This window comes from Micromonospora pisi (assembly GCF_003633685.1).
Classification (GTDB): domain Bacteria; phylum Actinomycetota; class Actinomycetes; order Mycobacteriales; family Micromonosporaceae; genus Micromonospora_G; species Micromonospora_G pisi.
This window is the reverse complement of sequence record NZ_RBKT01000001.1, coordinates 850,008-866,564: the sequence shown is the minus strand read 5'-3', so window position 1 is coordinate 866,564 and position 16,557 is coordinate 850,008. Positions and strand designations below refer to the sequence as shown.

The 16,557-nt window shown below is 71.1% G+C and carries 3 protein-coding genes; all 3 read left to right on the top strand.

Going from position 1 to position 16,557, the window contains the following annotated elements; all coding sequences use genetic code 11:
* The first annotated feature begins 105 nt into the window (after positions 1-105).
* From BDK92_RS03485 to BDK92_RS03475, 3 genes are read left to right on the top strand one after another with little or no spacing between them, the layout of a single operon-like run.
* Positions 106-15,492, top strand: a complete 15,387-nt coding sequence (locus tag BDK92_RS03485) for a non-ribosomal peptide synthetase (RefSeq protein ID WP_121154521.1) — start codon at positions 106-108, stop codon at positions 15,490-15,492.
* Positions 15,489-16,274 (top strand): thioesterase II family protein, encoded by a 786-nt coding sequence (locus BDK92_RS03480; protein WP_121154519.1) that lies wholly within the window; start codon positions 15,489-15,491, stop codon positions 16,272-16,274. The genes BDK92_RS03485 and BDK92_RS03480 overlap by 4 nt, the downstream gene beginning before the upstream one ends.
* Positions 16,271-16,495, top strand: coding sequence for an MbtH family protein (locus BDK92_RS03475; RefSeq protein ID WP_121154517.1), 225 nt, complete (start codon positions 16,271-16,273; stop codon positions 16,493-16,495). Before BDK92_RS03480 ends, BDK92_RS03475 begins: the two co-directional genes overlap by 4 nt.
* The last annotated feature ends 62 nt before the right edge of the window (positions 16,496-16,557 follow it).

Here is a 16,557-nt window from a genome sequence, read left to right as displayed (position 1 = left end):
CTGATTCCTTATTGTTTCTTCACCTGCCGTCTCCGATGGCGGGTCTCCGCGATGGGAGAATCCCGGGCGCGCTTCGCGTACATCGACGATTCAAGGGACGCATGAATGCCCGGGTTTGGCGACGACTACAGGCGGCCCATGGCGGGTCAGCTTGGTATTTGGCACGCTCAGCGGCTCCAGCCGGACAACCCGGTCTTCAATATTGCCGAGTACGTCGACATTCACGGTGTCATCGACAGCGCGCTGTTCGAAACAGCTGTCCGCAAAGTCGTTTCCGAGGTCGACGCGTTCCACCTGCGCTTCGACGAGGACGCCAACGGCCTTCCAGTTGTCCGCTTCGATGATTCGGACGACTGGGAATTCCGGATCGTCGATATGTGCGGTGCCGATGACGCCCATGCGGCCGCGATCGCGTGGATGCGGGCAGACGCGGCCCGGCCGGTCTCACCGCACGGCGGGGACCTGTTCACGCTCGCGTTGCTCAAGGTCGCCGACGAGCGTCATCTCTGGTACCAGCGAACCCACCACATCATCGGCGACGGCTTCGGCGGCTCGCTGGTGGCCGCTCGCGTCGCCGAGACCTACACCGCGCTGACCGCTGGCGAGGACCCGCCGGCCCCGGCGCCGCCGTCGGTGACCGTCCTGATGGACGCCGACGCCGCCTACCGCGCGTCGGCGGACTTCGAGGCCGACCGTGCGTACTGGGCCGAGGTGCTCGCCGACCTTCCGGCACCGGTGAGTCTCAGCGGCCGGCGACCCGGCGCGACGCCCCACCGGCTCATTCGCCGTACGCGGGACCTGGCGCCGGACATCGCGCGGCTGCGCCGGTCGTCGGCCCGGCGGTACGGCACCAGCCTCACCGTCCTGGCCGTGGCGGCCGGGGCGCTCTGCCTACACCGCGCGACGGGCACGAGGGATGTCGTCATCGGCCTGCCGGTCATCGGCCGCGTCGGCAGCCTGCTCCGGGCCGTTCCCGGCATGACCGCCAACGTGCTGCCCGTCCGGCTGACCGTACGCCCCGGCACCACCGCCGCCGAGCTGGTGAAACAGACCTCGCAGGCGATCCGGGGAGCCTTGCGGCACCAGCGTTACCGGACCGAGGACATGCTGCGCGACCTGCGCCTGATCGGGCGGGGCAACCTCTACTCCCTGCTGATCAACGTCATGTCGTTCGACTACGACCTGACCTTCGGCAGCGCCGCCAGCACCGCGTACAACATCGCCGGTCTGCACTTCAACGACTTCTCCGTCTCCGTCTACGACCGGTCGGCGTCCGGCGGGATGAGCGTCGTCGCCGACGCCAATCCCGACCTGTACGACGAGGAAGCGATCAGCCGCCGGAGCGCGAACTTCCTGGCCGCGCTGGACTGGCTCGGTCACGCCGCGACCGGGGACCGCATCGAGCACTTCGAGTTACTCGACGACGCGGAGCGCGAGCTGATCCTGCACGCCTGGAACGACACCGCCCACGAGGTCCCCGCCGCGACCGTGGCGGACCTGTTCGAGGCACAGGTGGCGGCCACACCGGACGCGCCCGCGCTGGACGCGCTCTCCTATCGGGAGGTGAACGCGAAGGCGAACCAGCTCGCGCGCCTGCTCGTCGACCGTGGTGTCGGCCCGGAATCGCTGGTGGCGGTCGCACTGCCACGCTCCGCCGACCTCATCGTCGCGTTTCTCGCGGTGCTGAAGGCCGGCGGTGCCTATCTGCCGCTCGACCTCGGCCATCCCGCCGACCGAATCGATTTCATGGTGGCGGACGCCGCCGTGTCCGTGGTTCTCACGGCCGAGATCCTGGCCGAGGCGACCGGATCGGAATCCGACTTCGGCAGAGCAGTGACACCGGACCACCCGGCGTACGTCATATACACCTCGGGCTCGACCGGCCGGCCCAAGGGGGTGGTGGTCACACACCGGGGAATGGTCAATTATGTGGCGCGTTCGAAAGAGGTGTATCCGGGCCTCACCGGACGTGTTCTGTTCCATGCCTCGGCCGCGTTCGACACGAGCGTGACCTCCATCTTCGGCACACTGGTATCCGGCGGCCACGTCATCGTCGGCGACGTGGAATCGGCCGATGACCTCTCGTTCGTGAAAGTCACGCCGGGGCATCTCTCGATGCTGACCGACTGCCCGTCCGAGCTGCTCATGGTCGGAGGTGAGGCCCTCCACAGCGAGCAACTGGGAGGGTGGCGGCACAAGGTCGAGGTGATCAACAGCTACGGCCCGACCGAGACGACCGTCGCGTGCGCCGACTATCCGCTCACCGACGACGAGGGCCCCGTTCCGATCGGCCGGCCCGTGTGGAACACCCGCCTCTACGTCCTGGACGCGGGCCTGCGGCCAGTGCCGGTGGGGGTCGCCGGCGAGCTGTACGTCGCCGGCGCGCAACTGGCTCGCGGCTACCTGAACCGGCCCGCGCTGACGGCGGAACGCTTCGTGGCGGACCCCTTCGGCGGACCGGGAGAACGGCTGTACCGCACCGGCGACCTGGTGAAGTGGCGCGGCGACGGAAATCTGCAGTTCGTCGGCCGTACCGACGACCAGGTGAAGGTGCGCGGTTACCGGATCGAGCCGGGCGAGATCGAGTCGGCCCTGCTGGCCCTTCCCGACGTCGCGCAGGCGGCGGTGATCGCGCGGGACGGGCGGATCGTCGCCTACGTGGTCGGTTCCGCCGATATCGAGGTGTTGCGGGCGCGCCTGCCGGAGTTCATGATCCCGGCGGCGGTCGTCGTCCTCGACGCACTGCCGCTCACCGTCAACGGCAAGGTGGACCGGAAGGCGCTGCCCGCGCCCGAGTTCGTGTCCGGCGATGTCTACCGGGCCCCCGTCACGGCCAGGGAGGCTCTGGTCTGCCGGGCGTTCGCTGACGTGCTCGGCGTCGAGCGGGTCGGCGTGGACGACGACTTCTTCGCGCTGGGCGGGCATTCGCTGCTGGCGGTGACGCTGGTCCAACGCCTGCGCGAGCAGGGTCTCGCGATCGACGTCCGCGAGATCTTCCGTACGCCCACCCCGTCCGGGCTGGCGGTCGGCCCGGCCCGGGCGGAGGTCGTGGTGCCGTCCCGGCGGGAGTTCGTGGTGCCCACCCCCGAGGCGTTTCCGCTGGCCGAGCTGACCCAGGAGGAGATCGACCAGATTGTCGTTCGGGTCCCGGGCGGGGCCGCGAACATCGTCGACATCTATCCGCTGGCGCCGTTGCAGGAGGGGATCTTCTTCCACCACCTGATGAGCCGCAGGAACGGCTCCGACGACGTCTACGTGCTGCCGGCGGAGCTGCGTTTCGACTCGCGGGAACGGCTCGACGACTTTCTCGGCGCATTGCAGAAGGTGGTGGACCGGCACGAGATCCTGCGCACGGCGATCGTCTGGGATGGCCTGCGCGGGCCGGTCCAGGTGGTCCAGCGCGCCGCGCGGATCGAGGTGTCCGACCGCGACATCGACATCGACATCGACCTCAGCGAGGCCCCGCTGATCCGGGTGCGCGTCACCGGCAACCGGGCCCTGATCCGGATCCACCACATCGTCCAGGACCACACCGCCCTCGACGTGCTGCTGAACGAGGTCCGCGCCATCGTCGCCGGTCGCGGCGACGAACTGCCGGAACCGGTGCCGTTTCGCGATTTTGTCGGCCGGGCCCTGCTCGACGTCTCCCGTGAGGAGCACGAGGCGTACTTCAACACGCTTCTCGGCGACCTGACGGAGCCGACCGCGCCGTACGGCCTGATGAATGTCCAGGGCGACGGCAGCGGCGTCACCGAGGCGACGATCCCGTTGTCACCGGCGCTGGCGGCCCGGCTGCGGAAGGTGGCCCGCCGGCAGCGGATCAGCCCGGCGACGCTGTTCCACACCGGATGGGCGCGGGTCCTGTCGGTGATCTCCGGCCGCACCGACGTGGTGTTCGGCACGGTCCTGTTCGGTCGCATGGGCGGCGGCGGGGAGGTTCCCGGCCTGTTCATCAACACGTTGCCGCTGCGGGTCGACACCCACGCCGCCACGGTCGCGCAGGTGCTCTCGGCCGTACAGGGGCGGTTGGCTGATCTGCAGGCCCACGAACACGCACCGCTCGCGGTCGCGCAACGCGCCAGCGGCGTCCCGGCCGGGACCCCGCTCTTCACCACCCTGCTCAACTACCGGCACAGCACCCCCGGCGCCGCGACCGCCGGTCTCGACGGCGTCACCCTGCTGCACGTCCGGGAGCGCAGCAACTACCCGGTCACGGTAACCGTCGACGACCTGGGCGCGGACTTCTCGATCACCGTCCAGGCCACCGCCCCGGCAACCCCGGAAGCGCTCGGTGCCATGCTCGGCATCGCCACGGAAAGCCTGGTCGCCACGCTCGAAGCGCACGCCACGGATCGGCCGTTCCAGCACGTCGACAGCCTTACCGCCGCCGATCTCGACCGCATCCTGCACCACTGGAACGACACCGCGCAGACCCTCCCGGAGATGACCGTTCCGGAGCGGTTCGAAGCCCTGGCGGCGACCACCCCGGAAGCGGCGGCGGTCCTGTTCCCGGGCGGCCGGCTGACCTACGCCGACCTGAACACACGGGCGAACCGGCTGGCCCGGCTGCTGGTCCCGCTCGGGGTCGGCCCGGAGTCGCTGGTCGCGATCGCGCTGCCCCGGTCACCCGAGCAGGTCGTCGCGCTGCTCGCGGTGCTCAAGGCCGGCGGCGCCTACCTTCCGATCGACCCCGACTACCCGGCGGACCGGATCGACTACATGCTCGGTGACGCCCGGCCCGCCGTGCTCCTGACCTCCCGGGCGCTGGCCGGCAGGATCGGCGTGTCGGACGTGGCGCGTGTCCTCGTCGACGATCCGGCGACGGTCGCGGCCTGCGCGGGCCTCGCCCCGACCGACCTGACCGGTGCCGACCGGACCGGTCCGCTGCTGCCCGACCATCCCGCGTACGTCATCTACACGTCGGGCTCCACCGGGCGCCCCAAGGGCGTGCTCGTACCGCAGCGGGCGATCAGCCGGCTGGTCCGCGACACCAACTATCTCGACATCGGCCCGCACGACGTGATCGGCCAGCTCTCCTCGACCTCGTTCGACGCCGCCGCGTTCGAGGTCTGGGCGGCGCTGCTCAACGGTGCCGCGCTCGCCGTCACCCCGCAGCGGGTGCTCTCCGGTGCCGCGCTGCGCGACCTCATCGCCGCGTTCGACGTGACGACACTGCTGCTGATCGCCGGGTTGTTCCACGAGGTCGTGGACACCGACATCACCGCGCTACGCGGTCTGCGCACGCTGCTCGCGGGTGGGGACGCGCTCTCGGCCGAACACTGCCGACGCGTGCTCGACGAGGTGCCCGGGGTGCGACTGGTCAACGCGTACGGGCCGACCGAGAACACGGTGATCTCGACGGCGCACACCGTACGGCCGGAGAGCCTGACGCCGATCGGCGGCCCGATCTCGGGCAGTCGGGTCTATCTGCTCGACGCGTCGCTGCGGCCGGTGCCGCCGCATGTCCCCGGTGAGCTCTACCTGGCCGGCGCCGGACTGGCCCGAGGCTACCTGGGCCGGCCGGCCCTGACCGCGCAACGCTTCGTGGCCTGCCCGTTCGGTGCGGCCGGCGAACGGATGTACCGCACCGGCGATCTGGCCCGGTGGGACGACGAAGGCCGCCTCGAGTTCCTGGGGCGCACGGACGACCAGGTGAAGATCCGGGGCTTCCGCATCGAGCCGGGCGAGGTCGAGGCCGTGGTCGCGGCGCATCCGTCGGTCGGGCGGGTGGCGGTCGTGGTCCGTGAGGACCTCCCCGGCGACCGGCGGCTGGTCGCCTACGTCGTGCCGGCTCCCGGGGCGGCCGTGGACGGTGCCTCGGTACGCTCACAGGCCGCGCTGGCGCTGCCGGACCACATGGTGCCGGCCGCCGTGGTCGTGCTCGACGAGCTGCCGCTGACGGTGAACGGCAAACTCGACCGCGCTGCCCTGCCCGCGCCCGGATACACGGCGGTAGCCACCCACCGCGCGCCGACCACCGCCCGCGAGGAGGTGCTCTGCCAGGCGTTCGCCGACGTCCTCGGCCTCGACCGGGTCGGCGTCGACGACAACTTCTTCGAGCTCGGCGGTCACTCGCTGCTGGCGGTCCGGCTCATCGAACGGCTACGGCTGCGCGGGCTGCCGGTGGACGTACGAGCGCTGTTCGCCACCCCGACCGTGGCGGGACTCGCCGCCGTGGTGGCACGCGACGAGGTGGCGGTCCCGCCCAACCTGATCCCGGCCGGAGCACGGCGGATCACCCCGGACCTGCTGCCGCTGGTGGACCTCGGCGAGGACGAGATCGCCCGGATCGTGGCGCGGGTACCGGGCGGGGCGGCGAACGTCGCGGACGTCTATCCGCTGGCCCCGCTACAGGAGGGCATCTTCTTCCACCACCTGATGAGCGCTGGCGGCACGGACGCCTACGTGATGCCGGTCGTCCTGTCCTTCGACACCCGTGGGCGCCTCGACGGGTTCCTGTCCGCCCTCCAGAGGGTCGTCGACCGGCACGACATCTTCCGGACGGCGGTCGTCTGGGAGGGCCTGCGGGAGCCCGTCCAGGTGGTGCTCCGCGAAGCGCGGATCCCGGTGGCGGAGGTGGACCGGCTGCCGGCGTCATTCGACACGACCATGGACCTCGGCGTGGCGCCGCTGCTGCGCGTCACCGTGGCCGCCGATTCCGGCTCGGGGCGGGTCCTCGCGCTGCTCCGGATCCACCACCTGATCCAGGACCGGACGGGCCTGGACGTGGTGCTGGGGGAGGTGCGCGCCGTCCTGGACGGTGGCGCCGACCGGCTGCCCCCGCCGCTGCCGTTCCGCGACTTCGTCGCCCAGGCCCGCCTGGGTGTGGCGCGGGAGGAGCACCAGCGGCACTTCGCCGCGCTGCTGGCCGACGTGACCGAACCGACCGCCCCGTACGGCCTCCTCGAAGCCCGGGCAGACGGCAGCGACGTCCGGCAGGCGACCCACCGGCTCGACCGGCGGCTCGCCGAGCGGCTGCGCGACCGGGCGCGCGCCGGTGGAATCAGCCCCGCGACGCTCTTCCACGTGATGTGGGCGCGGGTGATCGCCGTCCTCGCCGGCCGCGACGACGTGGTGTTCGGGACGGTGCTGTTCGGTCGGATGCAGGCCGGCGCGGGCGCCGACCGCGTCCCCGGGCTCTTCATCAACACCCTTCCCGTACGCGCGCGGGTCGGTGCGGCCACCGTGGCGCAGGCGGTGACCGAGATGCGCGACCAGCTCGCCGATCTCCTCCGGCACGAGCACGCGCCGCTGTCCGTGGCGCAGCAGGCGAGCCGGATCCCACCGACGAATCCGCTGTTCAGCACGATCCTCAACTACCGGCACAATCCCGCCCCGGAGCGGGCCGGCGACGCCCTGCTGGACGGCGTCGAGATCGTGCACCACGGCGGCGCGACCAACTACCCGCTGACCCTGTCGGTGGACGACACCGGCACCGACTTCGTGCTGAGCGCCCAGACGGCCGCCTCCATCGACCCGCGCGCGGTGTGCGCGATGGTGGACGCCGCCATGGGCGAGATCGTGAGCGCCCTGGAAACCGACGCCGGCGACCTCGGCGACGTGGACGTGCTCGGCGCGGACGAGCGGCGCAAGGTGCTGGCGGAGTGGAACGACACCGTGGCCGAGGTGCCGCCGGCCGTACTGCCCGATCTCATCGGGGCCCGGGCGGCGGTCACCCCGGACGCGATCGCGGTCCGTTACGAGGGCACCGATCTCACGTACGCGGAACTGAACGCCCGTGCGAACCGGCTCGCCCGGCACCTGATCGCGCGGGGTGCGGGGCCTGAGAAGCTTGTCGGTGTTTTGCTGGAGCGCTCCGCGGACCTGGTCGTCGCGCTGCTGGCGGTGGTCAAGACGGGCGCCGCCTACCTGCCGATCGACCTGTCCCTGCCCGCCGAGCGCGTCGGGTACCTCATCGCGGACGCCCGTCCGGTCTTCGTGGTCACCGCGGAAACGCTCGGCACCGACGGGTCCGGGTCCACGGCCGACGTCGTCGACGCCGACCGGCGGGAGCCGCTGCATCCGCGACACCCGGCGTACGCCATCTACACCTCCGGATCCACCGGCCGCCCGAAGGGCGTCCTCGTGGACCACCGTGGCCTGGTCAACCGGCTGGCCTGGATGCAGCACGCCTACCGGCTGACGCCCGCCGACCGGGTGCTGCAGAAGACCCCGTTCGGGTTCGACGTCTCCGTGTGGGAGTTCTTCTGGCCGCTGCTGCACGGCGCCACCCTGGTCGTGGCCCGGCCCGACGGTCATCAGGACCCCGCGTACCTGGCTGATCTGATCCGGCGGGAAGGCGTGACCGTCACGCACTTCGTGCCGTCGATGCTGCGGACCTTCCTCGAGGAACCGGCCGCGTCCGGGTGCGCCGCTCTCCGGGCCGTCATCTGCAGCGGCGAGACCCTGCCGGCCGACCTGCACGCGCGCTTCCGCGAGCTGCTGCCCGCGACGTTGCACAACCTGTACGGGCCGACCGAGGCGTCGATCGACGTCACGGCGTGGACCGCCGAGCCGGGCACCACGCCGGCGGAGGTGCCGATCGGCCGCCCGGTGTGGAACACCCGCGTGTACGTCCTGGACTCCCGGCTGCGGCCGGTTCCCCCGGGCGTCGCGGGCGAGCTGTACCTGGCCGGCGTGCAACTGGCCCGTGGTTATCTGAACCGTGCCGACCTGACGGCGGAACGGTTCGTCGCGGACCCGTTCGGCCCGGCCGGCGAGCGGATGTACCGAACCGGCGACGTGGTCCGCTGGTCACCGCAGGGCGAACTGATCTACCAGGGCCGCACCGACGACCAGGTGAAGGTGCGCGGGTTCCGCATCGAACCGGCCGAGATCGAGGCCGCCCTGAGGGCGGAGCAGGGCGTACGCCAGAGCGCCGTCATCGTCCGCGAGGACGTACCGGGGGACCAGCGGATCGTCGCCTATCTGGTGCCCGAGGGCCCGATGGACACGACCGCGTTGCGGAGCGCTCTCGGCCGGGTCCTGCCCGAGTACATGGTGCCGTCGGCGTTCGTGCCGCTGGACGCCCTGCCGATGACCGTGAACGGCAAACTCGACCGCAGGGCGTTGCCGGCGCCGGACCACACGGCTGTCGTGGCCCGTCGTGCCCCGGTGACGGTCGAGGAAGAGTTGTTGTGTCAGGCGTTCGCCGTGGTGCTCGGCGTCGACGACGTCGGCGTCGACGACAACTTCTTCGACCTGGGCGGGCATTCACTGCTCGCGACCCGGCTGGTCAGCCGCATCCGTGCCACCATGGGCGTCGAACTGACCGTACGTGCTGTCTTCGACGCCCCGACCGTGGCGGCGCTCGCCGCGCGGCTGACCGGGGCGGCACCATCCCGTGCCGCCCTCACCGTACGGGATCGCCCGGAACTGCTGCCCCTCTCGTACGCGCAGCGACGGCTCTGGTTCCTGAGCCAACTGGAGGGACCCGGCGCCACGTACAACATTCCGGTGGTGCTGCGCCTCACCAGCACCGTGGACCGCAGTGTGCTCGCCTCGGCGCTGGCCGACGTGATGGCCCGGCACGAGGTGCTCCGTACGGTCTTCGCCACCACGGGCGGGGAGCCGCATCAGGTGATCCTCCCGCCGGATCCGAGCCTGGTACGCCTGTCGAGCGAGGGGGATCCGCGCTCCGCCGTCGGGTACACCTTCGACCTTGCGCGTGAGGCGCCGCTGCGCGCCTGGCTCTTCGACGACGTGCTCGTCCTCGTGCTGCACCACATCGCCGGTGACGGCTGGTCGTGGGCGCCGCTCGCCCGTGACGTCTCGATCGCGTACCGGGCCCGGCTGGCCGGTGCTGCCCCTGAGTGGGAGCCGTTGCCGGTGCAGTACGCGGACTACGCGCTCTGGCAACGTGAGCTGCTCGCCGCCGACGACGGTCAGCTCGCCTACTGGCGTACCGCCCTGGCGGGTCTGCCGGAGGAGCTGAGGCTGCCGTTCGCCCGACCGCGTCCGCCGGTCGCCTCGCATCGGGGCGGCGTACTCACGCTTGACCTCGGCGAGGAGCTGCACGACCGGCTGCGTCAGCTCGCGCAGACCCACGGCGTCACGCAGTTCATGGTTCTCCATGGTGTGTTGGCGGTGTTGTTGTCGCGGTTGGGTGCGGGTACGGATGTCGTGGTGGGTACGCCGATCGCTGGGCGTACGGACGAGGCGTTGGATGGTTTGGTTGGCTTTTTTGTCAACACGCTGGTGGTGCGGACCGATGTGTCCGGTGATCCGACGTTCGCGCAGGTGTTGGGTCGGGTTCGTGAGACGGTGCTGGGTGCGTACGCGCATCAGGAGGTGCCGTTCGAGCGGTTGGTGGAGGAGTTGGCGCCGGTCCGGTCGACGGCCCGTCATCCGCTCTTCCAGGTGATGCTGTCGGTGCAGAACACGCCGGAGCCGGTGTTGGTGATTCCGGGGGTCGAGGTCACGGCGGTGCCGCTTGACGAGGTCGGTGTGATCCCGGCGAAGTTCGATCTGTCGTTCGAGTTCGCCGAGTCACGGGGCCGGATCGTGTATGCGACGGATCTGTTCGACGCCGGGGATGTGGAGGTGTTGGCGCGGCGGTTCGTGCGGGTGTTGACCTCGGTGGTGGAGGACCCGGACACGGTGGTGAGCGGGGTCGACGTCCTGGACAGCGGCGAACGTGAGCTGGTTCTGCACGGCTGGAACGACACCGATCACGAGGTGCCCGCCGCCACGGTGGTGGACCTGTTCGAGGCGCGGGTGGCGGCGGCGCCGGATGCGCCAGCGGTGGGCGCGCTTTCCTACCGGGACCTGAACGCAAGGGCGAACCGGCTCGCGCGGTTGCTCGTCGGTCGTGGTGTGGGTCCGGAGTCGCTGGTGGCCGTCGCGCTACCGCGCTCGCCCGATCTGGTGGTCGCGTTTCTCGCGGTGCTCAAGGCTGGTGGCGCCTATCTGCCGATCGATCTCGACCATCCCGCCGATCGGATCGATGCCATGTTGGCGGACGCCGAGGTGTCCGTGGTGATCACGGCCGAGATGCTGGCCGAGGCGACGGGGCCGGGATCCGATCTCGGGCGGACCGTGTCGCCAGATCATGCGGCGTACGTCATCTACACCTCCGGATCGACCGGGCGGCCGAAGGGTGTGGTGGTCACCCACCGGGGACTGGTGAACTACGTCGCCCGGGTGGCCGAGGTCTATCCCGGCTTGGACGGCCGGGTGCTGTTTCACGCCTCGCCGGCCTTCGACACCACGGTCACCTCGATCTTCGGAACGCTTGCCCGTGGTGGTCAGGTCGTGCTGGGCGACGTCGGCTCGGCTGCCGACCTGACCTCTCTGAAGGTGACGCCGGCACATCTGCCGATGCTCGGCGACGTTCCGTCCGAGCTGCTGATGATCGGTGGTGAGGCGCTGCACAGCAGCCAACTGGGGCCGTGGCGGCACCGGGTCGACGTGCTCAACAGCTATGGCCCGACCGAGACCACCGTCGCGGTCGCTGATTACCGAATCGGTGATGACGAGGGCGCGGTGCCGATCGGTCGGCCGGTGTGGAACACCCGTTTGTACGTGTTGGACGCAGGGTTGCGGCCGGTGCCGGTGGGCGTCGCCGGGGAGCTGTACGTCGCCGGCGCCCAGCTGGCCCGTGGGTATCTGAACCGGCCAGGGTTGACGGCGGAGCGGTTCGTGGCCGACCCGTTCGGTGGGCGGGGCGGACGGCTGTACCGCACCGGTGACCTGGCCCGGTGGCGTGCGGACGGGAATCTGGAGTTCCTCGGCCGTGTCGACGACCAGGTGAAGGTGCGCGGCTACCGGATCGAGCTGGGCGAGGTCGAGGCGGCGCTGCTGGCGCTCCCCGGGGTGGCGCAGGCGGTGGCCGTTGCCCGGGAGCACCGGATCGTCGCGTACGTGGTGGGCGCGGCCGAGCCCGCCGCCCTGCGCACCCGCCTGCCGGACTACATGGTGCCGGCGGTGATCGTGTCGCTGGACGCCCTGCCACTGACCGTGAACGGCAAGGTCGACCGGGCGGCGTTGCCGGCGCCCGAGTTTGTTTCCGGTGATGTTTATCGTGCTCCGGCGACGGCTCGGGAGGCGTTGGTCTGTGAGGTCTTCGGTGAGGTCCTGGGGGTTGACCGGGTCGGTGCCGACGACGACTTCTTCGCCCTCGGCGGGCACTCCCTGCTGGCGGTCACCCTCGTCCAGCAACTGCGCGACCGGGGCGTCGCCGTCGACGTACGTTCGATCTTCCTGACCCCGACCCCGGCCGGACTGGCGGCCAGTCACGCCCGGCCACCGGTCGTCGTGCCGCCACGCCCCGCCTTCGACGCCCCGGCACCCGGCGCGTTCCCGCTGACGGACCTGACCCAGGACGAGATTGACCTCATCGCCGGCCGGATCCCCGGCGGAGCGGCGAACATCGTCGACATCTACCCGCTCGCACCCCTACAGGAAGGCATCTTCTTCCACCACCTGATGAGCCGCGAGACCGGCTCCGGCGACGTCTACGTCCTCCCGATCCGGCTCGGCTTCGACTCCCAGGCCCGCCTCGATGTCTTCCTGGCCGCGTTGCAGCAGGTGGTCGACCGGCACGAGATCCTCCGCACCGCGATCCTCTGGGAAGGGCTACGGGCCCCGGTCCAGGTGGTCCAACGCACCGCGCGTATCGAGGTGTCCGGCGGCGCCATCGACCTCAGTCAGGCCCCGCTGATCCGGGTCGAGGTCGACGGCCACGAGGTCCGGATCCGGATGCACCACATCGTGCAGGACCACACGGCGATGGACGTCCTGCTGAACGAGGTCCGGGCATTCATCGCCGGCCAGGGCGACGAACTGCCGGTGCCGGTGCCGTTCCGTGACTTCGTCGGACAGGCCCTGCTCGGCGTCCCGCGCGAAGAACACGAGGCGCACTTCACCTCCCTGCTCGGCGACGTGGACGAACCGACCGCGCCGTTCGGCCTGCTGGACGTACGGAGCGACGGCAGCGGTGTCACCGAGACGACCGTCCCGCTGCCGCCCGCACTGGCGGCACGACTGCGCGCGGCGGCCGGCCGGCACGGGATGAGCCCCGCAACGCTCTTCCACGCCGTCTGGTCGCGCGTCCTGTCGGTCATCTCCGGCCGCGACGACGTGGTCTTCGGCACCGTCCTGTTCGGACGAATGAGCGGCGGCGGCCGAACCCCCGGCCTGTTCATCAACACCCTGCCCCTGCGGATCAACACCCGGTCGGCCGGCCTTGCGCAGGTACTGACCTCGGTACGCGACCAACTGGCCGATCTCCAGGTCCACGAACACGCCCCACTCGCGGTCGCCCAGCGTGCCAGCGGCGTACCGGCCGGAACGCCGCTCTTCACCACCCTGCTCAACTATCGGCACAGCACCCCCGGCAAGGCCGCCGACAGCCTCGAGGGCATCACCGTGCTCGAGGTGACGGAACGGACCAACTATCCGATCACCGTCATGGTCGACGACCTGGGTGAGGGCTTCTCCATCACCGTCCAGGCCGCCACCCCGGCGTCCCCGAGCGCCCTCTGCGCCATGCTCCAGACCACCACCGAGAGCCTGGTCGACGCGCTGGAAACCCCCGGCACCGACCGGCCGTTCCACCGTCTGCAGACACTGACCGAGACGGAACGCGCCCACCTCCTCGCCCCCGGCCCGAATCCGGTGGACAGCGCCGGGTCCGCGACGCTCCCGCACCTCTTCGAGGCCCGCGCCGCCGCGATGCCCGACGCCGTCGCGGTCAGCGGTGCGGAAAGGCCACTGACGTACGCCGAGCTGAACGCGCGCGCCAACCGGCTGGCACGACACCTGATCGCCCACGGCACCGGCCCGGAAACGGCGGTGGCGATCGCCCTGCCGCGCACCCCGGACCTCATCGTCGCGTTGCTGGCCGTACTGAAGGCGGGTGGTGCCTACCTGCCGATCGATCCGGACTACCCGGCGGAGCGGATCGCGTACATGCTGGCCGACGCCGCCCCGGTGGCCGTGCTCACCCAGCGCTCCGTCATCGCGTCCGGCGTCCTCGGAGAGAACGTCACCGGCCGCACCATGAGCGTCGACGACCCCGACGCGCTGCACGGGCTGGACGCCGGCGACCTCACCGACGCCGACCGTCGCACCCCACTTCGACCCGACCATCCCGCCTACGTCATCTACACCTCCGGCTCCACCGGCCGCCCCAAGGGCGTCGTCGTCACCCACCGGAACGTCATCCGCCTCTTCGCCGCGACCGACCACTGGTTCGGCTTCGGCCCGGACGACGTCTGGTCGTTGTTCCACTCGTACGCGTTCGACTTCTCGGTCTGGGAGCTGTGGGGCCCGCTGCTCCACGGCGGTCGCCTCGTGCTGATCTCACGCGACGTGGCACGTACCCCGAGGGACTTCCTGGGTCTGCTGGCCCGGGAGGGTGTCACCGTGCTCAACCAGACGCCATCCGCCTTCTACCAGTTGCTGGAGGAGGGGAGGCGGGCCGGCGGATCCGCCACCGCGCTCAAGCTCCGGTACGTGGTGTTCGGCGGGGAAGCACTCGATGTCACCCGGCTGCGGGACTGGTACGCCCGGCGGTCGGACGGCCCGCCCCTGCTGGTCAACATGTACGGCATCACCGAGACCACGGTGCACGTCACGTACGCCCCGCTCGGCGCCGACCCGGACAGCGTGAGCCCGACGGAGAGCCCGATCGGCGTGCCCATCCCGGACCTGCGCGCGTACGTCCTGGACCGGCACCTCGGCGTGCTGCCCCCGGAGGTGCCCGGCGAGTTGTACGTGTCCGGAGCCGGACTGGCCCGTGGTTACCTGAACCGGCCCGCGCTGACGTCGGGACGGTTCGTCGCGGACCCGTTCGGCGCGCCGGGAGAGCGGATGTACCGCACCGGCGACCTGGTGAAGCGTCGTGCCGACGGCACGCTGGTCTATCTGGGGCGTACCGACGAGCAGGTCAAGGTGCGCGGCTTCCGGATCGAGCTCGGCGAGGTCGAGGCGGCCGTGCTCGGGCACGGGGCCGTGGGCCAGGCGGCGGTCATGGTGCGCGAGGACGCACCCGGCGACAAACGGATCACCGCGTACGTGGTGCCGGGCGGGGACGTCGCCCCGGACCCCGCGGCCGTGCGCGCCCACGTGGCGCGGACGCTGCCCGACCACATGGTGCCCGCGGCGGTGGTGGTGCTCGCCGCGCTGCCGCTCACGGTCAACGGCAAACTCGACCGGCGCGCCCTGCCCGTCCCGGACCGCACCTCGACGACCACCGCCTCACGGGCGCCGTCGACACCACGGGAGGCGGCCCTGTGCCGACTGTTCGGCGAGGTGCTCGGCGTCACCGGGGTCGGCGTCGAGGACAACTTCTTCGACCTCGGCGGCCACTCGCTGCTGGTCACCCGGCTCATCGCCCGGATCCGCGCCGAGCTGGGTGTCGAGGTCACGATCAGGACCGTCTTCGAGGCGCCCACGGTGGCCGGTCTGGCGCAGGCGATCGACGCCCTGCCGACGACCCGGGCCAGGCCCGTGTTGCGTCCGCGCGCCGAGCGGGGGGAGAACCGATGAGCGCGGGAGGTACGCCCGACCTGTGCTTCCGCGCCGTGCGCCCACACCCCGCACCCGCCGTACGGCTGGTGTGTTTCCCGCACGCCGGCGGCACCGCGAACTTCTTCCGCCCCTGGGCGGTCCTGGTGCCCGATGGGGTCGAGGTGCTGGCCGCGAAGTATCCGGCGCGGGAGACCCGGTTCCTGGACGAGCCGGCCCAGACCATGGCGGAGCTGGTCGACGAGCTGGCCGCCGCATCCGCCGGGCTGTTCGACACCACCGTGGCCTTCTTCGGGCACAGCATGGGCGCGTCCGTCGCGTACGAGTTGTCCATCCGGCTGAGGGAGCGGCACGGCGTCGGACCCGACGCGCTCTTCGTCTCCGGACGTGGCGGACCCGGCCGGGAACGCCGCCCCGGCCTGGCCGAGGCCGGCGACGACGAGCTGGTCGACGCGGTGCTGGAACTGGGCGGCACCGACGCCACGGTTCTGCGCGACCCCGCGTTACGCGACCTCGTGCTGCCCGCCATCCGCGCCGACTACCGCCTCCTGGACCGCTACACGGCGCACCGGCCCGACGAACGATCGACCCTCGACGTACCGGTGACCGCCTACCACGGCAGCGACGACACCGACATCGTGGACGCCGTCGGCGCCTGGTCGGCGACCACCCGGTCGACGTTCCGCGCCCGATCGTTTCCCGGCGGTCACTTCTACCTCGTCGGCGCGGCCGGCGATCTGGTTCGTGACCTCCTGCAACACCTGCCCATCGCGACAGCGACAAAGAGAAAGGGTCTGTCATGACCAACCCGTTCGAGGACAACGACGCCGAGTACCTGGTCCTGGTGAACGACGAGGGCCAGCACTCGCTGTGGCCGGTTTTTGTCGACGTACCCGCCGGCTGGCAGGTGGTCCACGGCAAGGCCGCCCGCCAGGACTGCCTCGACTACATCGAGAAGTCGTGGACCGACATGCGCCCCAAGAGCCTGATCGCCGCCATGGAACAGGACCGGCCGCCGGTCTGATCCGGCCTGCCCCGGACCGACCACCCGCACCCCCCACCCCGCTCGTTACGGAGACACCCCCG

Bases quoted from the DNA above. Each gene is read 5' to 3' on its own strand.
- BDK92_RS03480 (WP_121154519.1), top strand. From the start codon at position 15,489: ATGAGCGCGGGAGGTACGCCCGACCTGTGCTTCCGCGCCGTGCGCCCA.
- BDK92_RS03475 (WP_121154517.1), top strand. From the start codon at position 16,271: ATGACCAACCCGTTCGAGGACAACGACGCCGAGTACCTGGTCCTGGTG.
- BDK92_RS03485 (WP_121154521.1), top strand. From the start codon at position 106: ATGCCCGGGTTTGGCGACGACTACAGGCGGCCCATGGCGGGTCAGCTT.